At 40.5% G+C, this 26,608-nt stretch carries 22 protein-coding genes; 17 read left to right on the top strand and 5 right to left on the bottom strand.

The features are described from left to right. Positions 1–126 precede the first annotated feature (126 nt). Positions 127–405, top strand: a complete 279-nt coding sequence (locus ADI58_RS05920; RefSeq protein ID WP_000910904.1) for a DUF6110 family protein — start codon at positions 127–129, stop codon at positions 403–405. A gap of 1 nt (position 406) precedes the next feature. After that, positions 407–2,470 (top strand): heavy metal translocating P-type ATPase, encoded by a 2,064-nt coding sequence (locus tag ADI58_RS05915; protein WP_049521835.1) that lies wholly within the window; start codon positions 407–409, stop codon positions 2,468–2,470. Between the two features lie 75 nt (positions 2,471–2,545). On the opposite strand, the gene tyrS is transcribed toward ADI58_RS05915, so the two are convergent. Then, complete coding sequence (gene tyrS / locus ADI58_RS05910) at positions 2,546–3,802, bottom strand: tyrosine--tRNA ligase (protein ID WP_049521834.1); 1,257 nt, start codon at positions 3,800–3,802, stop codon at positions 2,546–2,548. A gap of 141 nt (positions 3,803–3,943) precedes the next feature. Here tyrS and pbp1b point away from each other — a divergent pair, with 141 nt between their 5' ends. From pbp1b to ADI58_RS05880, 6 genes are all read left to right on the top strand, one after another. Continuing rightward, positions 3,944–6,406 (top strand): penicillin-binding protein PBP1B, encoded by a 2,463-nt coding sequence (gene pbp1b / locus ADI58_RS05905; RefSeq protein ID WP_049521833.1) that lies wholly within the window; start codon positions 3,944–3,946, stop codon positions 6,404–6,406. 82 nt (positions 6,407–6,488) lie between these two features. After that, positions 6,489–7,400, top strand: coding sequence for a DMT family transporter (locus ADI58_RS05900; protein ID WP_049521832.1), 912 nt, complete (start codon positions 6,489–6,491; stop codon positions 7,398–7,400). Between the two features lie 228 nt (positions 7,401–7,628). Next, positions 7,629–8,327, top strand: a complete 699-nt coding sequence (dapD, locus tag ADI58_RS05895) for a 2,3,4,5-tetrahydropyridine-2,6-dicarboxylate N-acetyltransferase (RefSeq protein WP_049521831.1) — start codon at positions 7,629–7,631, stop codon at positions 8,325–8,327. Between the two features lie 67 nt (positions 8,328–8,394). After that, positions 8,395–9,525: an N-acetyldiaminopimelate deacetylase gene (locus ADI58_RS05890; RefSeq protein WP_049521830.1), complete on the top strand. Its 1,131-nt coding sequence runs from the start codon at positions 8,395–8,397 to the stop codon at positions 9,523–9,525. Between the two features lie 11 nt (positions 9,526–9,536). Then, positions 9,537–10,076, top strand: a complete 540-nt coding sequence (locus ADI58_RS05885) for a 5-formyltetrahydrofolate cyclo-ligase (protein WP_049521829.1) — start codon at positions 9,537–9,539, stop codon at positions 10,074–10,076. Continuing rightward, a complete protein-coding gene (locus ADI58_RS05880) occupies positions 10,060–10,737 on the top strand; it encodes a rhomboid family intramembrane serine protease (protein ID WP_049521828.1) in 678 nt (225 codons plus the stop codon). Before ADI58_RS05885 ends, ADI58_RS05880 begins: the two co-directional genes overlap by 17 nt. Before the next feature lie 66 nt (positions 10,738–10,803). Here the strand turns inward: ADI58_RS05880 and galU are convergent, their stop codons facing one another. Both galU and ADI58_RS05870 read right to left on the bottom strand, forming a co-directional pair. After that, entirely contained in the window at positions 10,804–11,703 is a 900-nt protein-coding gene (galU, locus tag ADI58_RS05875; protein WP_000202219.1) for a UTP--glucose-1-phosphate uridylyltransferase GalU, read from the bottom strand. Positions 11,704–11,724: 21 nt separating this feature from the next. Further along, on the bottom strand, positions 11,725–12,741 hold the full coding sequence (locus tag ADI58_RS05870) for an NAD(P)H-dependent glycerol-3-phosphate dehydrogenase (protein WP_049521827.1): 1,017 nt from the start codon (positions 12,739–12,741) through the stop codon (positions 11,725–11,727). A 207-nt stretch (positions 12,742–12,948) separates the two neighbouring features. On the opposite strand from ADI58_RS05870, the gene ADI58_RS05865 reads away from it, so the two are divergent. The 5 genes from ADI58_RS05865 (at position 12,949) to ADI58_RS05845 (ending at position 16,870) form a co-directional block, all read left to right on the top strand. Beyond that, on the top strand, positions 12,949–13,869 hold the full coding sequence (locus ADI58_RS05865) for a helix-turn-helix domain-containing protein (RefSeq protein WP_049521826.1): 921 nt from the start codon (positions 12,949–12,951) through the stop codon (positions 13,867–13,869). A 349-nt stretch (positions 13,870–14,218) separates the two neighbouring features. After that, complete coding sequence (locus tag ADI58_RS05860; RefSeq protein ID WP_000891279.1) at positions 14,219–14,899, top strand: ABC transporter ATP-binding protein; 681 nt, start codon at positions 14,219–14,221, stop codon at positions 14,897–14,899. Continuing rightward, positions 14,889–16,043, top strand: a complete 1,155-nt coding sequence (locus ADI58_RS05855; RefSeq protein ID WP_049521825.1) for an ABC transporter permease — start codon at positions 14,889–14,891, stop codon at positions 16,041–16,043. Before ADI58_RS05860 ends, ADI58_RS05855 begins: the two co-directional genes overlap by 11 nt. 28 nt (positions 16,044–16,071) lie before the next feature. After that, on the top strand, positions 16,072–16,488 hold the full coding sequence (locus ADI58_RS11555) for a hypothetical protein (RefSeq protein WP_065428654.1): 417 nt from the start codon (positions 16,072–16,074) through the stop codon (positions 16,486–16,488). Positions 16,489–16,561: 73 nt separating this feature from the next. Then, positions 16,562–16,870 carry a hypothetical protein gene (locus tag ADI58_RS05845; RefSeq protein WP_049511642.1) on the top strand — a complete coding sequence of 103 codons (309 nt, stop codon included), beginning with the start codon at positions 16,562–16,564 and terminating at the stop codon, positions 16,868–16,870. A gap of 142 nt (positions 16,871–17,012) precedes the next feature. On the opposite strand, the gene ADI58_RS05840 is transcribed toward ADI58_RS05845, so the two are convergent. Together ADI58_RS05840 and argS are read right to left on the bottom strand one after the other, a co-directional pair. Then, positions 17,013–17,258 carry a hypothetical protein gene (locus ADI58_RS05840; protein WP_000084859.1) on the bottom strand — a complete coding sequence of 82 codons (246 nt, stop codon included), beginning with the start codon at positions 17,256–17,258 and terminating at the stop codon, positions 17,013–17,015. A gap of 701 nt (positions 17,259–17,959) precedes the next feature. Then, positions 17,960–19,651 (bottom strand): arginine--tRNA ligase, encoded by a 1,692-nt coding sequence (gene argS, locus ADI58_RS05835; RefSeq protein ID WP_049521824.1) that lies wholly within the window; start codon positions 19,649–19,651, stop codon positions 17,960–17,962. 135 nt (positions 19,652–19,786) lie between these two features. Between argS and argR the strand changes: the two genes are divergently transcribed. The 4 genes from argR to patB all read left to right on the top strand — a co-directional run bounded on the left by argR (position 19,787) and on the right by patB (position 26,438). After that, positions 19,787–20,233 carry an arginine repressor gene (argR, locus tag ADI58_RS05830; RefSeq protein WP_001231476.1) on the top strand — a complete coding sequence of 149 codons (447 nt, stop codon included), beginning with the start codon at positions 19,787–19,789 and terminating at the stop codon, positions 20,231–20,233. A gap of 50 nt (positions 20,234–20,283) precedes the next feature. Then, positions 20,284–22,818 carry a DNA mismatch repair protein MutS gene (mutS, locus tag ADI58_RS05825; protein ID WP_049521823.1) on the top strand — a complete coding sequence of 845 codons (2,535 nt, stop codon included), beginning with the start codon at positions 20,284–20,286 and terminating at the stop codon, positions 22,816–22,818. A gap of 145 nt (positions 22,819–22,963) precedes the next feature. Next, positions 22,964–24,670, top strand: coding sequence for a multidrug efflux ABC transporter subunit PatA (gene patA, locus ADI58_RS05820; protein WP_049521822.1), 1,707 nt, complete (start codon positions 22,964–22,966; stop codon positions 24,668–24,670). Position 24,671: 1 nt separating this feature from the next. After that, positions 24,672–26,438, top strand: coding sequence for a multidrug efflux ABC transporter subunit PatB (gene patB, locus ADI58_RS05815; protein ID WP_049521821.1), 1,767 nt, complete (start codon positions 24,672–24,674; stop codon positions 26,436–26,438). Positions 26,439–26,608 lie beyond the last annotated feature (170 nt).

Raw genomic sequence — 26,608 nt, 5'->3', positions numbered from 1 at the left:
AGTACAGCCTGCGGCTAGTTTCCTAGTTTGCTCTTTGATTTTCATTGAGTATAATTCTCCAATTTATAAAATAAAATTGCTTTTATATCTAAATTGCTATATAATAATGATAAGGAGGAAATAAGTATGTTAAAAGAAGTATTAAGCGTCGCAAAAGTTGCGAAAAAATCATCACTCTTTTTGGGTGGTGTCGCATTTGGTACCCTTGGTTTGAAAATCTTAGCAAGTAAGGAAGCTAAAAAAGGTTATTCTAAAGCTTTGGCTAAGGCTTACAAGTTGAAAGACGGGCTAGATGCATCTGTTTCTGTTGTGAAACAACATGGAGACGATGTTTTGCAAGATGCCAAATATTTGTACGAGCAAGAGAAAAAAGAAGAGCAATTAGATAGCCTTATAGGAGAATAATATGTCTTTTAAAGTGCTACATAGAGGATACCAACATATCCGACTATCATCTTCTTTTTCACTCACCTTGGATATTCAAGACTATCTTCGTTCCTTGGCGAGAGATGAAAAGGGGATTGAGTCTATCCAGTTTTACATGGATCAACAGCACTTTACTCTACGTATAAAAGAAGGCTTTTCTGTATTAGATAATGCAGAAGCCTTTTTAAAAAGAATTGATAAAGGGAAAGTTTCTGAGTTGATGACTCTTCCCATTCGTAGAGAAGAGAGTGCTTATTCTATTGTTTCAGGCGCAGCGATTAAGCGTGTACTTTTTCGTAGTTTTGTGCCGTATCCTATTCGCTATATATGGACTTGTTATCAGGCTTTTGGCTATATTAGAGAAGCCTATCAAACACTAGCGCGTAAGGAACTAACGATGGAAGTCTTGGACTGCTCGGCGATTTTATTGTCTTTGTTTATGAATCAATCCAAGACAGCTAGCAATATCATGTTTATGCTTGATTTGGGGAATCATTTAGATCAGTGGTCCTTGAAAAAAACTGCAACAGATTTAGAACAAAGCCTTCTTGCAAAAGAGAGCGACGTATTCTTAGTACAGGGGGATATGGTCGTTAGTATCAAGAGTTCCGATGTTCAAATAGGAGATGTCTTGGTCCTATCTCAAGGAAATGAAATTCTGTTTGATGGACAAGTAGTTTCAGGTTTAGGTATGGTCAACGAAAGTTCCTTGACGGGAGAGAGTTTTCCAGTTGAAAAAAGAGAGTCTGATTTGGTTTGTGCAAATACAGTATTAGAAACTGGAGAGTTACGCATTCGTGTAACCGATAATCAGATGAACAGCCGGGTTTTACAACTGATTGAGTTGATGAAGAAATCTGAAGAAAACAAGAAAACGAAACAACGCTATTTCATCAAGATGGCGGACAAGGTTGTCAAATATAATTTCTTGGGGGCTGGTCTGACTTACCTATTAACAGGTTCTTTTTCTAAGGCTATTTCTTTCCTATTGGTCGATTTCTCCTGCGCTTTGAAAATTTCTACTCCTGTAGCTTATTTGACAGCTATCAAGGAGGGGTTGAACCGTGAAATGGTGATTAAGGATGGGGATGTTCTGGAGAAATATCTGGAAGTTGATACTTTCTTGTTTGATAAGACGGGAACAATCACAACTAGTTATCCTATAGTTGAAAAGGTGTTACCTTTTGGGGACTATAGTGAGGAAGATATTCTCAGAATCAGTGCCTGTCTTGAGGAACACATTTATCATCCTATTGCTAATGCCATCGTCAAGCAAGCTGAGATAGAGGGAATTGAACATGAGGAAATGCATGGGAAACTCCAATATATCGCAAGCAAGGGGATCAAATCTCATATAGATGGCCAACCAGTTCTTATTGGGAATTATGTCTTGATGCAGGATGAGCAAATTCATATCAGTTCAGAACAAAATGCTTTAATTGAAGAGTACAAGAGTCACTACAATCTCTTATTCTTGGCTTATCAGAATGAATTGATTGGAATGTTCTGTATTCATACTCCTTTGAGAAAAGAAGCAAAAGCAGCCTTGGAGAAACTTAAGGCACAAGGGAAAAAATTGATTCTGGCAACAGGGGACACCCTGGTTAGGACAGAGGAATTAGTTAAAGATTTGCCCTTTGATCAGGTCTATACAGACTTGAAACCTGATGGGAAATTCGAGTTAGTAGAGGAACTACAGAAAGCAGGTCACACTATTTTGATGGTTGGGGATGGGTTGAATGACTCAGCTGCTCTAACCCTATCAGATATCGGTGTGGTGATGAATGAGAGTGCAGATATTTCTAAGCAGATGAGCGATATCTTATTGTTAGATAATCGTTTGGATTTCTTCCAAGAGTTGGATTGGCTATCATCATCTTTGCAAACACTCATCAAGAAGAATATTCAAGATACCGTTGTCGTAAATAGTAGTTTGATTGGCTTTGGATTGTTTAATTGGCTCAGCCCTTCAAATCTTTCTATCTTACATAATCTAACAACCTTACGCATAGTCCTGCGTAGCCTGTCTATTAAGGCTAGATAGATGTGGTTATCAACAACAAAAAGGAGTTACCTTTCTCGAGGTTAACTCCTTTTTTATAGGTAAATGTTGAACAGCTTAGTAAGTCAATACAAAGTATTTTTTCTTACCGCGACGAATAACAGTCAGTTCGTTCTCTAACTTATCTGCGTCACTCAAGACATAGTCAAGGTCTTGGATGCGGTCGCCGTTGACGTAGATAGCTCCGTTTTGGACGTCTTCACGGGCTTGGCGTTTTGAGTTAACCACACCAGATGACACGAGAAGTTCTACGATATTGTGGTTTTCATCTGCTTGTACTTGGTAGTTTGGTACACCACGAAGTCCTTGTTTGAGCTCTTTAACAGAAAGATTCTTGATGTTTCCTGCAAAGAGTTGCTCAGTGATGTTGAGGGCTTCTGTGTAAGCTTCCTCGCCGTGAACGAGTGTAACGACTTCACGAGCCAAGACTTTTTGAGCCAAGCGTTCGTGTGGCGCTACTTCAAATTGTTTACGAATGTCTTCAATCTCATCAAGTGACAAGAAAGTAAAGATCTTCAAGAAGCGAACAGCGTCAGCGTCCATAACGTTCATCCAAAATTGGTACATTTCGTATGGAGAAGTCTTTTCAGGATTGAGCCAGACTGCGTTTCCTTCTGATTTACCAAACTTCTTACCAGTTGCATCTGTGATCAATGGAACAGTGATAACGTGGCCAGTCTTATCAGCTTTACGACGAAGCAATTCAGTACCAGCTGTCATATTTCCCCACTGGTCAGAACCACCGATTTGAAGAGTTACGTTGTGGTCTTGGTTAAGAACGAAGAAGTCGTACCCTTGCATGATTTGGTAAGCGAACTCAGTGTAAGAAATCCCAGTTTCAATCCGTTTTTTCACAGACTCTTTACTCATCATGTAGTTGACAGTAAAGTATTTTCCGATATCACGGAGGAAGTCAATGAAGCTGATGCTGCCAAACCAGTCGTAGTTGTTGACCATGACAGCTTTATTTTCACCATTTTCAAAGTCAAGAAAACGAGAAAGTTGTCCTTGGATAGACTTGACCCAGCCATCTACTGTGTCTTTTGTTTGGAGACTACGTTCAGCATCTTTGAAGGACGGATCTCCGATGAGACCTGTAGCACCGCCAACGAGCGCATAAGGTTTGTGACCTGCTAGTTGCAAGCGACGACTTGTCAAGATTGCGACAAGGTGGCCTAGGTGAAGGCTGTCAGCAGTTGGATCGTAGCCAGTATAATAAGAAACTTGACCTTCTTCTAGGGCTTTACGCAAAGCTTCTTCATCAGTCGTTTGAAAAATCAAACCACGCTCTTTTAGCTCATCAAAAATGTGCATGTGTCTTTTCTCCTTTTTAAAATTATTGTTTCTAACTATTGTATCACAAACTTGGGCAATAGCCTAGCAGAATAGGGAAGAAAGTGGCTATTTTATTGAAAGTTTCCCTTTTGTGGTATAATAGATAGAGTGAGGAAATCCATGCAAAATCAATTAAATGAATTAAAACGAAAAATGCTGGAATTTTTCCAGCAAAAACAAAAAAATAAAAAATCAGCTAGACCTGTCAAGAAAGGCTCAAGTGTCCAAAAATCTAAATCCTTAGAGAAGCCAGCCATTTTTCCAGCTATTTTACTGAGTATAAAAGCCCTATTTAACTTACTCTTTGTGCTCGGTTTTCTAGGAGGAATGTTGGGTGCTGGGATTGCTTTGGGGTACGGAGTGGCCTTATTTGACAAGGTTCGGGTGCCTCAGACAGAAGAATTGGTACATCAGGTCAAGGACATCTCTTCTATTTCAGAGATTACCTATGCGGATGGGACGGTGATTGCTTCCATAGAGAGTGATTTGTTGCGCACTTCTATCTCATCTGAGCAAATTTCGGAAAATCTGAAGAAAGCTATCATTGCGACGGAAGATGAACATTTTAAAGAACATAAGGGTGTAGTGCCCAAGGCGGTGATTCGTGCGACCTTGGGGAAATTTGTAGGTTTGGGTTCCTCAAGTGGGGGTTCAACCTTGACCCAGCAACTGATTAAACAGCAGGTGGTTGGGGATGCGCCGACCTTGGCTCGTAAGGCGACAGAGATTGTGGATGCTCTTGCCTTGGAACGCGCCATGAATAAGGATGAGATTTTAACGACCTATCTCAATGTGGCTCCGTTTGGCCGAAATAATAAGGGGCAGAATATTGCAGGAGCTCAGCAGGCAGCTGAGGGGATTTTCGGTGTAGATGCAAGTCAGTTGACGGTTCCTCAAGCAGCATTTTTAGCAGGACTTCCACAGAGTCCCATTACCTATTCTCCTTATGAAAATACTGGAGAGTTGAAGAGTGATGAAGACTTAGAAATAGGCTTGAGACGGGCTAAGGCAGTTCTTTACAGTATGTATCGTACAGGTGCATTAAGCAAAGACGAGTATTCTCAATATAAGGATTACAATCTTAAACAGGACTTTCTCCCTTCAGCTACAGTCATAGGTGTGTCACGAGGCTATTTATACTTTACAGCCTTGGCAGAAGCTCAGGAACGTATGTATGACTATCTAGCTCAGAGAGACAATGTCTCCGCTAAGGAGTTGAAAAATGAGGCAACTCAGAAGTTTTATCGCGATTTGGCAGCCAAGGAAATTGAAAATGGTGGTTATAAAATTACTACTACCATAGACCAGAAAATTCATTCTGCCATGCAAAGTGCGGTTGCTGACTATGGCTATCTTTTAGACGATGGAACAGGTCGTGTAGAAGTAGGGAATGTCCTGATGGACAACCAAACAGGTGCTATTCTAGGCTTTGTAGGTGGTCGTAATTATCAAGAAAATCAAAATAATCATGCCTTTGATACCAAGCGCTCGCCAGCTTCTACTACCAAGCCTTTGCTTGCCTACGGTATTGCTATCGACCAGGGCTTGATGGGAAGCGAAACGATTCTATCTAACTATCCAACAAACTTTGCTAATGGCAATCCGATTATGTATGCTAATAGTAAGGGAACAGGAATGATGACCTTGGGAGAAGCTCTGAACTATTCATGGAATATCCCTGCTTACTGGACTTATCGTATGCTTCGTGAAAAGGGTGTTGATGTCAAGGGTTATATGGAAAAGATGGGCTACGAGATTCCTGAGTACGGTATTGAGAGCTTGCCGATGGGTGGTGGTATTGAAGTCACAGTTGCCCAGCATACCAATGGCTATCAGACCCTAGCAAATAATGGTCTATATCATAAAAAACATGTGATTTCTAAAATTGAAGCAGCAGATGGTAGAGTGGTGTATGAATATCAGGATAAACCGGTTCAAGTCTATTTAAAAGCTACTGCGACGATTATGCAGGGCTTGTTGCGAGAAGTTCTATCCTCTCGTGTGACAACAACCTTCAAGACGAATCTGACTTCTTTAAATCCTACTCTGGCTAATGCAGATTGGATTGGGAAGACTGGTACAACCAACCAAGACGAAAATATGTGGCTCATGCTTTCGACACCTAGATTAACCCTAGGTGGATGGATTGGGCATGATGATAATCATTCATTGTCACGTAGAGCAGGTTATTCCAATAACTCTAATTACATGGCTCATCTGGTAAATGCGATTCAGCAAGCCTCCCCAAGCATTTGGGGGAACGAGCGCTTCGCTTTAGATCCTAGTGTCGTAAAATCCGAAGTCTTGAAATCAACAGGTCAAAAACCAGGGAAGGTTTCTGTTGAAGGAAAAGAGGTAGAGGTCACAGGTTCGACTGTTACCAGCTATTGGGCTAATAAGGCAGGAGCGCCAACGACTAGTTATCGCTTTGCTATTGGTGGAAGTGATGCGGATTATCAGAATGCTTGGTCTAGCATCGTGGGGAGTCTACCAACTCCATTAAGCTCCAGCAGTTCAAGTAGTAGCTCTAGCGATAGCAATAACTCAAGTGCTACACGACCCTCTTCAAGGACGAGACGATAAGTCCTTTAAACTTTTCTAAATGAAGTGGCTAATCAATGGATTGCCACTTTTTTCTTTTTTCCTTTCGTGTTACAATAAAGGTATGAATCAGTATCAGAAAAAGATTGTTAAAGGAACCATTTATTCGCTTCTATCCGGCTTAATCTGGGGAATCTGTGGAATTTTAGGAGAATATTTCTTTACTCATTATCAAGTGTCCTCTGGCTGGATTACCTCTATGCGTTTGACACTAGCAGGAAGTCTTGTGCTCATTTGGTCTGCGATGCAATTAAAATCACAAGTGCTATATATTTGGCGAGATAAGAAAAATTACCTGCCCTTTTTAGCCTATGCTATTTTAGGGATTTTTTCAGTTCAGTATTTTTTCTATCTCTGTGTAGAATACTCAAATGCAGCGACAGCAACTATTTTACAGTTTATTAGTCCTGTCTTTATCCTCTTTTACAATCGCTTGGTTTATCAAAAACGAGCGTCAAAAAGCGCTATTTTTTATGTTTTGGTTGCCATGTTGGGTGTTTGCCTGATGGCGACAAAGGGAGATCTCTCTCAGTTATCCATGACGCCACTAGCGCTTGTGACAGGTCTGCTGAGTGCCATGGGGGTCATGTTTAATGTTATCTTGCCTCAACCTTTTGCTAAGCGTTATGGTTTTGTTCCGACGGTTGGGTGGGGGATGATTTTGGCCGGTTTATTTAGCAATGTCCTCTCGCCGGTTTACCAGCTTTCCTTTACTCTGGATATTTGGAGTATCTTGATTTGCCTCATTATCGCTTTTTTCGGGACGGCTTTTGCCTTTTTCATTTCCATGAAGGCTGTGTCCTTGGTTTCTCCCTTGGTGGTTTCCGTTATTAGTGCCAGTGAACCTCTCTCTTCTGCCCTTTTGAGTGTTTTGTTTTTAGGCTTGGTAGTGGATTGGTCTCTTCTTATAGCTATGGCCTTGATTATTTTGCCCATGATTTTCCTATCGGTAGAAGAAGCGAAAGAAAGTAAATAAAAAGTCTTTTCTTAATTCTAAAAGTGTGCTATACTAGAATAGTCAATAAAACACGGGGAGATAGTTGTGAAGAGTGTTTTTAGGTTGTATCGGTAGGGGCTTGCTTTTACCGACAGCACGTTTTATCTCACATCCCTAAAAATCATACCTAAAAACAAACAAAAAGGCTTCAAATTTGAGGCCTTTTTTGGTAGAATAGGTATCATTAAAATGAACTAGGAGGCGCCTATGACTGCTACAAAAATGAACGCTCAAGAAATTATCCAATTTATCGCCAATGTTGAAAAGAAAACCAGTGTTAAAGTAACCTTTGAAGGACAACTTGCAACTGCTGTACCAAGCTCTGTTGTCAAACTAGGGAATGTCCTATTTGGAGACTGGAAGGATGTGGCTCCGCTTCTCGATGGCTTGGTAGAAAATCAAGACTATGTTGTTGAGCAAGATGCTCGTAATTCAGCAGTTCCCTTGCTAGACAAACGTGCTATCAACGCTCGTATCGAGCCAGGTGCTATTATCCGTGATCAGGTTGAAATTGGTGACAATGCTGTTATCATGATGGGAGCCGTTATCAATATCGGTGCTGAAATCGGTGCAGGAACCATGATTGACATGGGGGCTATCCTTGGTGGCCGTGCTATTGTTGGAAAAAACAGTCACGTTGGTGCAGGTGCCGTTCTTGCAGGTGTGATTGAGCCAGCTAGCGCAGAACCAGTCCGTGTTGGAGATAATGTTCTTATCGGCGCTAATGCAGTGGTTATCGAAGGAGTCCAAATCGGTAGTGGTTCAGTTGTCGCAGCAGGAGCTATTGTTACCCAAGATGTTCCAGAAAACGTGGTGGTGGCAGGTGTTCCAGCTCGTATTATCAAAGAGATTGATGCCCAAACCCAACAAAAAACAGCGCTAGAGGATGCGCTTCGTACCTTATAATTGTAAAAGTAATAAAGAGGCGGAACCCTTCTTCCAGCCTCTTTCTGCTATATCGGAGGATAGATAGATGTTAGATTTGATTCAGACTAGACGAGATTTGCACCAGATTCCAGAGATTGGCTTGGAGGAGTTCGAGACTCAGGCTTATTTGCTGGATGTAATTGAGAAATTGATTGAAGGTAAGGAATTTGTTCAAGTTCGTACTTGGCGGACAGGTATTTTGGTTTATTTGCAGGGAAGTCAGCCAGAGCGGACCATTGGTTGGCGAACAGATATTGATGGCCTGCCTATCGTCGAACAAACAGGCCTTCCTTTCGCTTCCCAGCACCAAGGTCGTATGCACGCCTGTGGCCATGATTTCCACATGACTATTGCTTTGGGCTGTCTTGAGCGAGCCCTTGAGGAGCAACCAAAGAACAATCTGCTCTTTCTGTTTCAGCCTGCTGAAGAAAATGAAGCTGGTGGCATGCTCATGTATGAGGATGGCGCTTTTGGAGACTGGTTGCCAGACCAGTTTTATGGACTCCATGTGAGACCAGATTTGAAAGTCGGCCAGATTGCGACTAATACTCATACACTCTTTGCAGGAACTTGCGAGGTGAAGATCCGTTTCAAAGGCAAAGGTGGCCACGCAGCCTTTCCACATGAAGCTAATGACGCCTTGGTGGCGGCTAGTTACTTTGTTACCCAGGTGCAGTCAGTTGTCAGCCGCAATGTTAACCCAATCGAGGGAGCAGTGGTGACCTTTGGCGTTTTTCATGCTGGAACAACCAACAATGTTATCACAGACACAGCCTTTTTGCATGGAACCATTCGGGCCTTGACTCAGGACATGAGTCTCTTGGTTCAAAAGAGGGTCAAAACAGTTGCAGAAGGGGTTGCAGCTGCCTTTGATATGGAAGTAGAAGTGGAACTCAAGCAAGGTGGTTACCTGCCCGTTGAGAACAATCCAGTCTTGGCGCGTGAACTGATGGACTTCTTTGAAGAAAAAGACGGAATCGAGTTGATTGATATCGAGCCTGCTATGACTGGTGAGGACTTTGGTTATCTCCTTTCAAAGGTTGATGGTGTTATGTTTTGGCTAGGTATTGATAGTCCCTACGCCCTTCATCACCCTCAGATGAGTCCTAAGGAAGAAGCATTAGCTATTGGGGTGGATGCGGTCTCTAGTTTCCTGAAAAAGAAGGCAGCAGAGTAGAGGGCTTGTCTATGAAAGCAGAATTACGCAAGCAAGTCTTGCAAGAAATGAAGGCTATCCCTCGAGAGCAAAAACAGGCTATGGATCAAGCTTTAACGGATCAATTTTTGAAACACCCCTTTTACCAAGAAGCCAAGCTCATCGCAAGCTACCTCTCTTTTCCTCATGAGTTTCAAACGCAGGAACTGATTGAGCAGGCGCTGAAGGACGGCAAGAAGGTTCTGATACCCAAAACCTATCCCAAGGGGCGCATGGACTTTGTGGTCTATGATCCACATCAGTTGGTAAAAACTTCCTTTGGCTTACTGGAACCACAGGGAGATTTGGAAGTAGTGGATGCCTCTCAGATTGATTTGATTCATGTTCCGGGGCTGGTTTTTACGACGGAAGGATATCGGATCGGCTATGGCGGAGGCTATTACGACCGTTATCTGAAACATTTTCCTGGTCATACTTTGAGTACGATATATCCTTGTCAAATTCAGGACTTTAGCCCTGAAAATCATGATATTCCTGTTCAGGAGGTACTGATTGATGAAAGAAATCTTTGATAGGCGTTACCCTGTGACGAGTTTCTTCCTCTTAGTGACGGCCTTGGTATTTCTACTAATGTTGGTGACCACAGGAGGAAACTTTTACAGGGCAGATACCCTATTTCGATTTGGAGCCATGTATGGGCCTGTTATTCGGCTCTTTCCCGAGCAGGTTTGGCGTCTCTTCTCTGCCATTTTTGTTCATATTGGGTGGGAGCATTTCATTGTTAATATGCTTTCGCTCTATTATCTTGGTAGGCAAGTAGAGGAGATTTTCGGTTCCAAGCAGTTTTTCTTTCTCTATCTCTTATCTGGAATGATGGGCAATCTCTTTGTTTTTGTATTTAGTCCCAAATCCTTAGCAGCAGGAGCCTCGACTTCTCTCTATGGGCTATTTGCTGCAATTATTGTTCTTCGCTATGCAACGCGTAATCCTTATATCCAGCAGTTGGGGCAATCCTATCTGACACTTTTTGTGGTTAACATTATTGGAAGTGTTCTGATTCCAGGAATCAGCCTAGCAGGCCATATCGGTGGTGCAGTCGGTGGCGCATTTCTAGCAGTTATCTTTCCAGTCCGAGGAGAAAGACGGATGTATAGCGCTAGTCAGAGACTGGTAGCGGTAGTCTTGTTCGTAGGACTCGCAGTCTTACTTCTCTACAAGGGAATGGGAATGTGAAGAAGTTGGAAGACAATTTGTGTAATGAAAAAAGATAAGGAATTTTTTGAACCTTATCTTTTTATTTTATTCCTTCTCAGCCAATTCTTTTCCCAGTTGGATGAGGTAATCCTTCAAGTCATCTTTGACTTGTGGATGCTTGAGGGCGTAGTCAATAGATGTTTTCATAAAGCCAAACTTATCCCCAACGTCGTAACGAGCTCCTGTAAATTCACGGGCGAAAACACGTTGTGTTTTATTGAGAGTATCTATAGCATCGGTAAGCTGGATTTCATTTCCAGCACCAGGAGCTTGCTTTTCGAGGATATCAAAAATCTCAGGTGTGAGAAGATAGCGACCGATGATTGCCAAATCACTTGGTGCATCTTCGGGAGCTGGTTTTTCAACGAAAGTTTCGACACTGTAGAGACCATTGATTCCTTCTCCTTGAGGAGCAATGACTCCGTATGATGAAACGTCTTCGTGTGGTACGGGCATGACAGCAATGGTTGATGCGTGTGTCTTTTCGTAATCATTCATCAGTTGTTTTGTCAAAGGAACGGCATTCTCGTCTGTGATGTCCATAAGGTCGTCACCCAGCATGACAACGAAGGGCTCATTCCCCACAAAAGCTTTGGCTTGTAAGACAGCATCTCCAAGACCACGAGGGTGAGTTTGGCGGATGAAATGAAGGCGCATACCAGTTGCTTCATCTACCAATTTTAACAAATCCGTTTTGCCTTTTTCCTTAAGATTGTATTCAAGCTCAAAGTTTGAGTCAAAGTGGTCCTCAATAGAACGTTTGGACTTACCAGTGACAACCAGAATATCTTCAATACCTGATTTGAGAGCTTCTTCCACGATAAACTGGATAGTTGGTTTGTCTACGATTGGCAACATTTCTTTGGCAAGAGCCTTGGTTGCTGGTAAAAATCGAGTTCCTAGTCCAGCAGCAGGGATGACTGCCTTTCTAACTTTTGATGTCATAAGAATCCTTTCTTTAGAGAGTTAAGACCACTCATTTTCTGCTTTAAATTCATTGTTCATGATATCATAAATGGCATCTTTGATATTGGTTCCTTGGTAGATAACTTGGTAAATGGCCTGTGTAATGGGCATATAGACTCCAAGTTCTTGGGCTAGTTCATAGGCTGCTCGGGTCGTTGAAATTCCTTCAATTACCATGCCCATATTGGCTTCTATATCAGCTAGGGATTCTCCACGACCAAGAGCATCTCCGGCTCTCCAGTTACGAGAGTGGATGGAGGTTCCCGTTACGATCAAATCTCCTACACCAGACAAGCCACTATAGGTCAATGGACTGGCACCGAGTGCTACTCCTAAGCGGGTAATTTCTGCCAAGCCTCGAGCGATGATGGCTGCCTTAGCATTGTCACCAAATCCCAAACCATGTAAAGCTCCAGCACCGACAGCAATAATATTTTTAAGAGCACCAGCAGTTTCAACTCCAATAACATCCGTATTGGTATAAAGTCGGAAGTAGTGATTACTAAAGAGTTCTTGAACGTATTGAGCTGTTTGTAAATCTTTAGAAGCAGCAGTGATTAAAGTTAGGTCACGCACAATGGTCTCTTCCGCATGACTAGGTCCTGAAACAACAACAATATCACTGCGGAGATGTTCAGGAATTTCTTCTTCAAGAATGGTTGATAATCGTTTATGGCTATCAGGTTCTAATCCCTTTGATGCGTGCATGATGATAGCCTTATGATCTAAGGTTTGTGCAACTTGTTGGGCAACAAGTCGTGTCACTTTTGTTGGGACAACAAACAAAATCGCATCTACATCTTTCAGTGCCTCTGATAAGTCGGTGTAGGCAATGATATTTTCATCTAGAACGACATCTTTAAAGTATTGTTTATTAGTATGGTGTGTATTAATTTCATTGATTTGCTCGGGAAGATTTCCCCAAATACGTACCTCGTGTCCATTGTCATTTAAGACTTGTGAAAGGGCAGTTCCCCAAGAACCAGGCCCCAAGACGGCGACGGTTTGTTTTTCCATGATTTCCTCCTTAATAGAGTCCTTTTCCTTATTCTATCATATTCTAGAGGATTTTGCACTTGCATTGCTGGGGAGTGGTGGCTTTGTTACTTGAAAAATACACAAAAATCGAGACGAAGTGATAAACTCTTAGTCTTTAGTTCTGACAGATAGTTTGATTCAGTATATGCTATAATAGAGGTAAACAACTCAGGAGGTTCTTGTAGGTTGCGAGAGTTTGGCGAAAAAATTAAAAGATTACGTTTGGCTAAAAAAATCAGTCGTTCAGAATTTTGTGGTGATGAGTCTGAATTAAGTATTCGTCAATTAATTAGAATTGAAAATGGAGAATCCAGACCAACACTAACAAAGTTAAAATATATCGCTGAACGTTTGGGGGTTGAAGATTACAAGTTGATGCCAAGTTATATAGAGTTGGATAAGGAATATCTAGAATTGAAGTATTTCTTGATGAGGACTCCTACATACGAAGATGAAACTATCGCCCAGAAGAAAGAGAGTGTTTTTGATAAGATTTTTGAAGAATATTATGATAGACTTCCTGAGGAAGAAAGGTTTATCATAGATGTTTTACAAGCATATGATGATTTTGGTTGGTGGAATGATGATAGCAATTTAGGAATGATTTTACAAGAGTATTTCGATCACATTTTGTTGAAATCAAAATATGAAGTTAACGATATTTTAATCATAAAGCTATTTTTGATAAGATTAGTACACCAAGATACAATAATAGATGAGATTGAAGTGAATACCTTCTTAGTAATAGCTGATAAAATTTTACAACAAGTTGAGATGTTTGATATTGAATATTCGTTTCTAATCAGAGATTCATTACTTTTGTTGTTAGGAATATTTGAAAAAATTGCTAATTACAGTCAATTTGAAGATATTCTTTACAAATTAAATGAAATTACCTCAAAATCATACGACTATCAGAAAAAACCAATTATTCGACTATGGGAGTGGCGCTATGCATTATTTGTAAAAAAAGATTATCCAGTAGCTGAAAATTATTTTCAAGAAGCAAAAATATTTGCTAGAATGATTGATAATAGTCATTTGATAGAACAGCTAGAAAAACAATGGCAATATGACCTCCAGGATTTTTTTAAAAATAAACATTAGAAAATAAAAAAGTGACAAAAATGTCACTAGTTAAAAAGACCGAGAGAAAGTTTTCGAAATCATAAAAACGCATGATATCAGGTGTTTAAAAACTTGATATTATGCGTTTTATCATTTAAAGAGTTATTATGTTTTTCCCTTAGATTGAGTTCGTATCGAGTTCCTTTTTATACTAATTGAGTACTTATTAGTAGATAAGTTGTTGAAATTAGTGACATTTATGACCTTGGAGAATGTGTAACATAGAAGTATAATAATCCTGTAGAAAAAATAAGGAGAGAACATATGTTAGTGCTAGTTGTTGCCATTTTTTGGATTTATAAATAATAAAGATAGAATGGGAAGGTCTATGTTAGAACTAAAAAATATTAGTAAAAGTTACGGACAAGGGACGCTAAAAAATAATGTCTTAAGAGAAATAAATTTTAAGGTAGTTGAAGGAGAATTTGTATCGATAATGGGACCATCAGGTTCGGGCAAATCGACATTTATCAATATTTTGGGACTGATTGATTCTGAATTTGAAGGAGAATATATATTAGACGGAAAAAGTATTGAGAAGTTAAATGAAAATCAACAAGCAAGTTACCGTAATCGTGATATTGGATTTGTTTTTCAACAATTTCATCTTATTGATGAATATACTGTTAAAGAAAATATTTTATTATCATTCCTATATTCTGACCAACAGCCAGATATAGAATACATTGATAGTTTATTACAAGACTTAGGACTTATAGATAAGATGAATGAGTACCCAAGTCATTTATCAGGCGGACAGAAGCAACGAGTTGCTTTAATTAGAGCTCTTGCTCATAAACCTAGATTTCTTATAGCGGATGAACCTACAGGTGCATTAGATGAGAAAAATAGGAATGAGATATTGCAAATTCTACAAAATTTGAATCATTCTGGAACGACAATTATTGTAGTAACTCACGATGAGTTTGTTGCCAGTCATTGTAGAACAAGGTATCGAATGAAAAATGGGTATCTAACATCTGAAGGAGAAGGATTACATGAAGTTTAAAAAGCTGTTAATAGATACTCTAAAGCTGTTAAAGAGGAATAAAAGACAAAGTATTCTGACATCCTTAGCCATCACAGTGGCAACATTTGTTTTATTAGTAATACTATCAAGTTCTTCCTATACAACTTCTACATTAGGTAATGATTTAAAGATAGAAGAAGACACAGCAACAATGACTTATACGCCTCAGAATATATTGGATATTAGAGGGTTTACACAGGAAGATAAACAATTGGTTGAGCAAACTATTGGAAAACATGCAAGACTTTCTTCCAGCTCTTATGCTTTGTATGCTGAAACGTATTTTAATGATTCTAAGCAGAATCTTAGTTTTCGAACATTGGGCGATTTGAATAAGAATGGTTTAGTTGTGCCTGCTTTATTAAAAGGAAGAGCATTAGAGGAACTAGATGGCGGTGTCGCTATTAGCGATAAGGCTCTCATGTCATTGACTCGAAAGGAAAATATTGAAACTTTTTTAGGAGAAACTATCAATATATCTGGAAAAGAATATCCAATTCAGGCAATATATTATGGATCAGCTGTTAATGAAAGATTACCTTCTTTATTGGTTACCAATGAAATCAAAGAGTTACTTTTAGGAGGAAGGGAATATTTTGATGAATTAGTAGTAGAAACTAATCAGTTGGAGAATATTAATAAGGCTTTATCTGCTTTAGATACTTATGGAATATTCCGCAAGGAAGGAACTTATGGATATATAGATAATAGAAGGGTATATGAGGAAACAAAGGCCCAAGCTACTACAATATTAAATTTCATTGCACTGTTATCAAGCATTTCAATTTTTGTAGCTGGTTTTGGGGTTATGAATGCTATGTTGTCTTCTGTTAGCGAACGTAGCAAGGAGATAGCCATTCGTCGAGCTTTAGGGGCTAAAAAATCTGATATTTATCAATCGTATATGATGGAGGGGATTCTTTTATCGCTTCTGGGAGCTATAACTGGTATTGGAGTAGCGATATTATTTGTTGTTTTAATGAACATGAGTGGTTTTGTTACGACATTAACTCTGGATCATATTTTGATTACTCTATTCACAACGGGTGTATTTGGAATTGTATTTAGTATTATGCCTGCAATGGTTGCAGCAAATAAAAATGTTATTGAGGGTCTAAGGTAATGATGGATGTGAATTTAAAGGAGATAGAATGAAATTTACAAAAATAGATAGAGTATTTTCTCTATTGCTAATTGTGGAATTTACAATATGTTTTTTTACACTAGATAATTTTAATCTTTTTCAATTTATGCTGTTTGTACAAATTATACCATCAATATTATTAGCTTTGTTATCGGGAAGTATTTCTTCTAGAAGTAAGCACAGCTGGGTGTTATTAATTATTTTTGGAATAATCTATGCTTTAATGATGTTTGGAATTTTCAGGGTTACTCCTATGACGCTTATAGAACAAAATACGATTCGATCTGAAACTTCCGTATTTACATTCAATAGAAATTTACAGTTAGGAACTTATTTTGGATTTTTCCTACAGGAATTCTTACTAGGAGCTTTTATTTGCACTATTTCAAAATGTTTTGGGAGAATTAAACAGGGGAAATTTTAATGAAGCCTGCATTAAAAAGAAGAATTGCTTCTGCAGTTATTTAGAAAATTATATTATTGAAATGGTGTAACATTTGGAGAAAATTATTTTTGAACGAAAAAGATTTGAGTATATCAGTCCTAAAAGAAAGCAAGTAAAGGACTTTATGATTCTAAAAAATTTCATGTCTAAGACAATTCAAGTTGAAATTAGAGTGGAGGACTACTTGTTAGACCTTCTTATTTTAAAAGAGATGAGTACAGAATTTTATAATTTAGATTTTCTTTCTTTGCCCTATGATGTCAATATAGATGTGAAAGAAGTTGTAGAGGATGTTGATTTAACAGTCTATAAGAATAGTAAATATAGGGAGTTTAATTTCTTTAAAAATATTTGTAAATGATATTTTTGAAAGTTTATCCATCCTTATATTAGAATTACTACAACCAGTTTTCAACACTTGTTTCAATTGAACATACTAAAAACCGAGCCTAAGTATTAAACTCTTAGTCTCGGTTTTGATATTCCTTAAGTAATAGCTAGGTTTATTTCAATTGATCTGTAATGTCTTTTGATAGCAACATTCCCAGATGATAAGTTTTATTGATGTAAGCAATGACATCATTGATATTTTCAGTCGTGTGAATTTTTTCTTTGATGTCAGCTCTAAATGTTTCATCCTTCAAAAGTTGTTCTTGGTAGAGCCTTTGAAGTCTCTCCTTCTCGTACTTATTGAGCAGAAAAAGGAAAACCAAGCTAATTACAACGAGGATATAAGCATATTGGCTCATAGGAAATCTCCCTGTATGATAAAGAAGTAGTAGTGAGTAGATTGAATTAGTGAAGCGCCTAACCAAATCCCTGATAGGGTTTGACATTTGTTACTTAGATTGCCTTGCATTCTAGTGACTTGAAGATTAGCACCGGCCACTAAGCCAATTAATAGATTTGGTTGATCAATTTAGTGAGGCGTTTAGGCAAGTGTCTCTGGTTACGACGTAAAGAAACATAAATCGATAATATTTATGTTTCTTTACTAGTGAAGCGCCTGACCAAATACCTGATAGGATTTGGCGTTAGTTACTTAGACTAGTTTACAATAAAGTGATTAAAAGATTACGACATGAGCCTAACCAAATCGATATTATTTGGTTAGGTGAATTAGTGAAGCAGTTAGCTAGTCCGCATATAAGCGGCTAGCGTCTAACAATTAGGAACTTTAGTTCCAATAACTTTAAGATTACGACGTTTTAGGACATAAATCGATCATATTTATGTCCTAAAACTAGTGAAGCGCCTAGCCAAATCTCCGACAAGATTTGGTCTTAATTACCTAGACTGCTTTTTAATCAAGTAACTTGAAGATTACGACATGAACCAAACCAAATCGATATTATTTGGTTTGGTGAATTAGTGAAGCGTTTAGGCAATTCGCCATATAGCGATTGCCGTCAAGAGACTAGGAACTTTAGTTCCAGTCTCTTGTAACGATTTACATCTTCTCAGGTGCTTCTACTCCAAGCAAGCGAAGGGCTTCTTTGAGAACGACTGCTGTTGCGTAGCTGAGGGCTAGACGGCTGTCGCGTTCTGGATTTTCGTCTAGGATACGTGTATGTGCATAGTACTTGTTGAAGGCTTGAGCCAGACTAATTGCAAATTTAGCAATGATAGAAGGTTCAAAGTTATCCGCCGCACGGTTGATAATACGTGGGAAGTCTTGGATGAGTTTGATGATTTCCCAACTTTCAGCATCATTCAAGCTATAGTTGCCAGCTGTTTCTGGTTTGAAATCGGCTTTGCGTAAGATAGATTGGATACGAGCGTAGGCGTATTGAACGTAAGGTCCAGTTTCTCCCTCGAAGGATACCATAGCTTCTAGATCGAAATCATACCCATTTGTACGGTCGGTCTTGAGGTCATAGAATTTAATGGCTCCGACCCCAACAGCATGCGCTACTTGGTCTTTGTTTTCCAGTTCAGGATTTTTAGCTTCAATTTGGGCTTTGGCACGACTAACGGCCTCTGCAACAGTAGGCTCTAGCAAGATAACATTCCCTTTACGAGTAGAGAGTTTCTTTCCTTCCTTTGTAACTAAACCAAAAGGAACGTGGGTAATGTCGTCACTCCAGTCGTAGCCCATCTCTTGCAAGACAGCTTTGAGCTGTTTAAAGTGGGCAGATTGCTCTTGACCAACTACGTAGATAGATTTAGCAAATTGGTATTCGTTTTTACGGTAAAGGGCTGCGGCCAAATCACGTGTGATATAGAGAGTTGCTCCATCAGATTTCTTGATAAGGGCTGGATGTTCAATTCCATATTTCTCAAGATTCACAACTTGGGCACCTTCTGACTCAACAAGAAGTCCTTTTTCAGAAAGAATGTCTACAACTGCATCCATCTTATCGTTGTAGAAAGCCTCTCCGTTGTAGCTGTCAAATTCGACTTGCAATTCATTGTAAAGGCGGTTAAATTCCACTAAACTTTCATCACGGAACCATTGCCAAAGTGCGAGAGCTTCCTCGTCTCCATTTTCAAGTTTACGGAACCATTCGCGCGCTTCTTCATCCAAGCTAGGGTCATTTTCAGCTTCAGCATTGATACGAACGTAGAGTTTAAGAAGTTCATCGATTGGATGAGCTTTCACAGCTTCTTCGTCGCCCCATTTTTTGTAGGCAACAATCAGCATCCCAAACTGTTTACCCCAGTCTCCCAAATGGTTGACCTTGACTGTTTGATAACCGATTTTTTGGAAAATATGTGATAAGCTATCTCCGATAACAGTTGAGCGCAGGTGACCGATAGAAAATGGTTTAGCGATATTGGGACTAGACATATCGATAACAACATTTTCTTGTTTGCCAATAGTTTGATCAGCATAGTGTTCTTTTTCAGTGATAACAGCTTGCAATACTTGAGCAGAAATGGCAGATTTATCAAGGAAAAAGTTGACGTAAGGTCCTGTTGCAACAACCTTTTCAAAGGCTTGGCTGTTAATCTTTTCAGCCAGTTCAGCCGCAATCATTTGAGGTGCCTTACGTTCGGCTTTTGCAAGTGAAAAAGCAGGGAAAGCAATGTCTCCCATTTCTGAGTTTTTAGGGGTTTCCAGTAAATTTAAAATAGCCTCTTGGTCTAGGCTATCAATGACGCTAGCCAATTCGCTAGCAATCAATTCTTTTGTATTCATTAAGAGCTCCTTTTTGGACTTTTCTACTATTTTATCACAATTTTAAAGAAAGAAGAAAAAATTTTTGAAATCTCCTATTTTTTTGGTATAATATAGTTATAAAAATAGTTATAAATATTCACATAAGAGGATTTTATGAGAAAAAGAGATCGTCATCAGTTAATAAAAAAAATGATTACTGAGGAGAAATTAAGTACACAAAAAGAAATTCAAGATCGGTTGGAGGCGCACAATGTTTTTGTGACGCAGACAACCCTGTCTCGTGATTTGCGCGAAATCGGCTTGACCAAGGTCAAGAAAAATGATATGGTGTATTATGTACTAGCAAATGAGACAGAAAAGATTGATTTGGTGGAATTTTTGTCTCATCATTTAGAAGGTGTTGCAAGAGCAGAGTTTACCTTGGTGCTTCATACCAAACTGGGAGAAGCCTCTGTTTTGGCAAATATTGTAGATGCAAACAAGGATGAATGGATTTTAGGAACAGTTGCTGGTGCCAATACCTTATTGGTCATTTGTCGAGACCAGCACGTTGCCAAACTCATGGAAGATCGTTTGCTAGATTTGATGAAAGATAAGTAAGGTCTTGGGAGTTGCTCTCAAGACTTATTTTTGACAAGGAGAGACGGAAAATGGCGACAGAAAAGCTATCACCCGGCATGCAACAGTATGTGGATATTAAAAAGCAATATCCAGATGCTTTTTTGCTCTTTCGTATGGGTGATTTTTATGAATTATTTTATGAGGATGCGGTCAATGCTGCGCAGATTCTGGAAATTTCCTTAACGAGTCGCAACAAGAATGCCGACAATCCGATTCCTATGGCGGGTGTTCCCTATCATTCTGCCCAACAGTACATTGATGTCTTGATTGAGCAGGGTTATAAGGTGGCTATCGCAGAGCAGATGGAAGATCCTAAACAAGCAGTTGGGGTTGTGAAACGAGAGGTTGTTCAGGTCATTACGCCAGGGACAGTGGTCGATAGCAGTAAGCCAGACAGTCAGAATAATTTTTTGGTTGCCATAGACCGCGAAGGCAATCAATTTGGTCTAGCTTATATGGACCTGGTGACGGGTGACTTTTATGTGACAGGTCTTTTGGATTTCACGCTGGTTTGTGGGGAAATCCGTAATCTCAAGGCGCGAGAAGTGGTGCTGGGCTATGACTTGTCTGAGGAAGAGGAACAAATCCTTAGTCGTCAGATGAATCTGGTACTTTCCTATGAAAAAGAAAGCTTTGAAGACCTTCATTTACTGGATTCACGATTGGCATCTGTGGAGCAAGCGGCATCTAGTAAGTTGCTCCAGTATGTCCATCGAACCCAGATGAGGGAATTGAATCACCTCAAACCTGTTATCCGCTATGAAATCAAAGATTTCTTGCAGATGGATTATGCGACCAAGGCTAGTCTGGATTTGGTTGAGAATGCCCGTTCAGGCAAGAAGCAAGGCAGTCTTTTCTGGCTTTTGGATGAAACCAAGACGGCTATGGGCATGCGGCTCTTGCGTTCTTGGATTCATCGTCCTTTGATTGATAAGGAACGAATCATCCAACGTCAAGAGGTGGTGCAGGTCTTTCTCGACCATTTCTTTGAGCGCAGTGATTTGACAGACAGTCTCAAGGGTGTTTATGACATTGAGCGCTTGGCTAGTCGGGTTTCTTTTGGCAAAACCAATCCCAAGGATCTCTTGCAGTTGGCGACTACCTTATCCAGTGTGCCACGGATTCGAGCGATTTTAGAGGGAATGGAGCAGTCTGCTCTGTCTTATCTCATCGCACAACTGGATGGAATCCCTGAGTTGGAGAGTTTGATTAGCGCAGCGATTGCTCCTGAAGCTCCTCATGTGATTACGGAAGGTGGCATTATCCGCACTGGATTTGATGAGACCTTAGACAAGTACCGTCGTGTGCTCAGAGAAGGGACTGGCTGGATTGCTGAAATTGAAGCAAAGGAGCGAGAAAACTCTGGTATCAGCACGCTTAAGATTGACTACAATAAGAAGGATGGCTACTATTTTCATGTGACCAATTCTCAACTGGGAAATGTGCCAGCCCATTTTTTCCGCAAGGCGACGCTGAAAAACTCAGAACGTTTTGGAACCGAAGAATTGGCCCGTATCGAAGGCGACATGCTGGAGGCGCGTGATAAGTCAGCCAACCTAGAGTACGAAATCTTTATGCGTATTCGTGAGGAAGTCAGCAAGTACATCCAACGTTTACAAGCTCTAGCCCAAGGAATTGCGACAGTTGATGTCCTGCAAAGTCTCGCAGTTGTTGCTGAAACCCAGCATTTGATTCGACCAGAGTTCGGAGAGGATTCGCGAATTGATATCCAGAAAGGGCGCCATGCTGTCGTTGAAAAGGTTATGGGGGCTCAGACCTATATTCCCAATACGATTCAGATGGCAGAAGCTACCAGTATTCAACTGATTACAGGGCCCAACATGAGCGGAAAGTCAACCTACATGCGTCAGTTAGCCATGACGGCGGTTATGGCTCAGTTGGGTTCTTATGTACCAGCAGAAAGCGCCCATTTACCGATTTTTGATGCGATTTTTACCCGTATCGGAGCAGCAGATGACTTGGTTTCAGGTCAGTCAACCTTTATGGTAGAGATGATGGAGGCCAACAATGCCATTTCGCATGCGACCAAAAATTCCTTGATTCTTTTTGATGAATTGGGACGGGGAACTGCAACTTATGACGGGATGGCTCTTGCCCAGTCCATCATCGAATACATCCATGAGCACATCGGAGCCAAGACTCTTTTTGCGACCCACTACCATGAGTTGACTAGTCTGGAGTCTAGCTTGGAACACTTGGTCAATGTCCACGTGGCAACTTTGGAGCAGGATGGGCAGGTTACCTTCCTTCACAAGATTGAACCAGGACCAGCCGATAAATCCTACGGTATCCATGTTGCCAAGATTGCTGGTTTGCCAGCAGACCTTTTAGCAAGGGCGGATAAGATTTTGACTCAGCTAGAGAGTCAAGGAACAGAAAGTCCTGCTCCCATGAGACAAACAAGTGCCGTCACTGAACAGATTTCACTCTTTGATACAGCAGAAGAGCATCCTATCCTAGCAGAATTGTCTAAACTGGATGTTTACAATATGACACCTATGCAGGCTATGAATGTCTTAGTCGAGTTAAAACAGAAACTATAAAGAGAAAATTACTAGTCATTCTAGCTGTATCAAGGAGACTTCTTTGACAATCCCCCACTTTTTTGCTAGAATAACATCACACAAACAGAATGAGAAGGAGCTGACACATTGTCGCTCCCTTTTGTCTATTTTTTAAGGAGAAAGTATGCTAATTCAGAAAATAAAAACCTACAAGTGGCAGGCCTTAGCTTCGCTTCTGATGACAGGCTTGATGGTTGCTAGTTCACTTCTGCAACCGCGTTATCTGCAGGAAGTGTTAGACGCCCTCCTTGCTGGAAAATATGAAGCTATTTATAGTATCGGGGCTTGGTTAATTGGTGTGGCCCTGGTTGGTCTGGTTGCTGGTGGGCTCAATGTTGTCCTCGCAGCCTATATTGCCCAAGGAGTTTCATCTGATCTTCGGGAGGATGCCTTCCGTAAAATCCAAACCTTTTCTTATGCCAATATTGAACAATTTAATGCGGGAAATCTAGTCGTTCGCATGACAAATGATATCAACCAGATTCAGAACGTCGTCATGATGACCTTTCAAATTCTTTTCAGACTTCCTCTCTTGTTCATCGGTTCGTTTATTCTGGCGGTTCAAACCTTACCTTCTCTGTGGTGGGTGATTGTTCTCATGGTAATCTTAATTTTTGGCTTGACTGCCGTCATGATGGGAATGATGGGGCCTCGTTTTGCCAAGTTTCAAACCCTTCTTGAACGCATCAATGCCATTGCCAAGGAAAATTTGCGTGGCGTTCGTGTGGTCAAGTCCTTTGTCCAAGAAAAAGAGCAGTTTGCTAAGTTTACGGAGGTTTCAGACGAGCTACTCGGTCAAAATCTTTACATTGGTTATGCCTTTTCAGTAGTGGAACCCTTTATGATGTTGGTCGGTTATGGGGCGGTATTCCTCTCTATTTGGTTAGTTGCAGGGATGGTTCAGTCGGATCCGTCAGTTGTTGGCTCCATTGCTTCCTTTGTCAATTACCTAAGCCAGATTATCTTTACCATTGTTATGGTTGGATTTTTGGGAAATTCTGTCAGTCGTGCCATGATTTCTATGCGTCGTATTCGAGAAATTCTTGACGCAGAGCCAGCCATGACCTTCAAGGATGTACCAGATGAAGAGTTGGTTGGAAGTCTTAGCTTTGAAAATGTAACCTTTACCTATCCAATGGACAAGGAACCGATGCTGAAAGATGTGAGCTTTACTATCGAGCCTGGTCAGATGGTTGGTGTCGTTGGAGCGACTGGTGCAGGAAAATCAACCTTGGCTCAATTGATTCCACGTCTCTTTGACCCACAGGAAGGGGCTATCAAAATCGGAGGGAGGGATATTCGAGAAGTGAGTGAAGGGACCCTGCGTAAAGCTGTCTCTATCGTTCTCCAACGAGCCATTCTCTTTAGTGGAACGATTGCAGATAACCTGAGACAGGGCAAAGGAGATGCTACTCTATTTGAAATGGAGCGCGCAGCCAATATTGCCCAAGCCAGTGAATTCATTCATCGTATGGAGAAAACCTTTGAAAGTCCAGTTGAGGAACGGGGAACCAATTTCTCAGGTGGGCAAAAACAAAGGATGTCGATTGCGCGTGGGATTGTCAGCAATCCACGTATTCTGATTTTTGACGATTCGACCTCGGCCTTGGATGCCAAATCAGAGCGTCTAGTGCAAGAAGCCTTGAATAAGGACTTGAAGGGGACGACAACCATTATCATCGCGCAAAAGATTAGCTCGGTTGTTCATGCAGATAAAATCTTGGTTCTAGATCAAGGGCGATTGATTGGTCAAGGCACGCATGCAGACTTGGTTGCCAACAATGATGTTTACCGTGAAATCTATGAAACACAGAAAGGAAAGGAGGAGTAAAATGAAGACAGTTCAATTTTTTTGGAATTATTTTAAAGTCTATAAGCTATCATTTGTAGTTGTCATACTGATGATTGTTCTGGCGACTCTTGCCCAAGCTCTCTTTCCGGTATTTTCTGGACAAGCAGTGACGCAGTTAGCTAATTTAGTTCAAGCTTATCAAGATGGCAATCCAGAACTTGTTTGGCAAAGCCTATCAGGAATCATGATCAATCTTGGCCTGCTGGTTTTGGTTCTTTTTATCTCTAGTGTCATATACATGTGTCTCATGACGCGCGTGATTGCAGAATCGACCAACGAGATGCGCAAAGGCCTCTTCGGTAAGCTTGCTCGCTTGACGGTTTCTTTCTTTGACCGCCGACAAGATGGCGATATCCTGTCTCGTTTTACCAGTGATTTGGATAATATCCTCCAAGCCTTTAACGAAAGCTTGATTCAGGTCATGAGTAATATTGTTTTATACATTGGTCTGATTCTTGTCATGTTTTCGAGAAATGTGACGCTGGCTCTCATCACCATTGCCAGCACACCAGTGGCCTTCCTCATGCTGATTTTCATCGTGAAAATGGCACGCAAATACACCAATCTCCAGCAGAAAGAGGTAGGGAAGCTCAACGCCTATATGGACGAGAGTATTTCAGGCCAAAAAGCCGTGATTGTGCAAGGAATTCAAGAGGATATGATGGCAGGATTTCTTGAACAAAATGAGCGCGTGCGCAAGGCAACCTTTAAAGGAAGAATGTTCTCAGGAATTCTTTTCCCTGTCATGAATGGGATGAGTCTGGTTAATACAGCCATTGTCATCTTTGCTGGTTCAGCTGTACTTTTGAATGATAAGTCTATTGAAACAAGTACAGCCCTCGGTTTGATTGTTATGTTTGCCCAATTTTCTCAGCAGTACTACCAGCCTATTATTCAAGTTGCGGCTAGTTGGGGAAGCCTTCAGTTAGCCTTTACAGGTGCTGAACGGATTCAGGAAATGTTTGACGCAGAGGAAGAAATCCGACCTAAGAAGGCGCCGATCTTTACTAAGTTGCAAGAAGGTGTTGAAATCAGTCATATTGATTTTTCATACCTGCCTGATAAACCTATTTTGAAAGATGTCAGCATTTCTGCCCCTAAAGGCCAGATGACAGCGGTTGTCGGGCCGACAGGGTCAGGGAAAACGACTATTATGAACCTCATCAATCGCTTTTATGATGTTGATGCTGGTGGGATTTATTTTGATGGGAAAGATATTCGTGACTATGACTTAGATAGTCTCAGAAGTAAGGTGGGAATTGTCTTGCAAGATTCGGTCTTGTTTAGTGGAACGATTCGAGACAATATTCGTTTCGGTGTGCCAGATGCTAGTCAAGAAATGGTTGAGGCAGCAGCCAAGGCAACCCATATTCATGACTATATCGAAAGCTTACCTGACAAATACGACACTCTTATCGATGATGACCAGAGCATCTTCTCAACAGGACAGAAACAATTGATTTCCATCGCTCGAACCCTGATGACAGATCCAGAAGTTCTCATTCTAGATGAAGCAACTTCAAACGTAGATACGGTGACAGAAAGTAAGATTCAGCATGCCATGGAGGCGGTTGTAGCAGGCAGAACCAGTTTCGTCATTGCCCATCGTTTGAAGACCATCCTCAATGCAGACCAGATTATTGTCCTCAAAGATGGAGAAGTCATTGAACGTGGTAACCACCATGAACTCTTGAAGTTAGGTGGATTTTACTCAGAACTCTATCACAATCAATTTGTTTTCGAATAAGAAAGAAGTTGTCCTATGTGGGCAGCTTTTTCTTGTCCATAAAAAATTTTTATCACAGCCTTAAAAAAAACATATTAGACGAAAGGCGTTTTGAGTGATATGATAGGACTATCGTTATACTCAATGAAAATCAAAGAGCAAACTAGGAAGCTAGCCGTAGGTTGCTCAAA

Source organism: Streptococcus mitis (genome assembly GCF_001074635.1).
In the GTDB taxonomy this organism is placed as follows: Bacteria; Bacillota; Bacilli; order Lactobacillales; family Streptococcaceae; genus Streptococcus; species Streptococcus mitis_E.
Note: the sequence above shows the minus strand (reverse complement) of the source record. Positions and strands in the feature narration are given on the sequence as shown.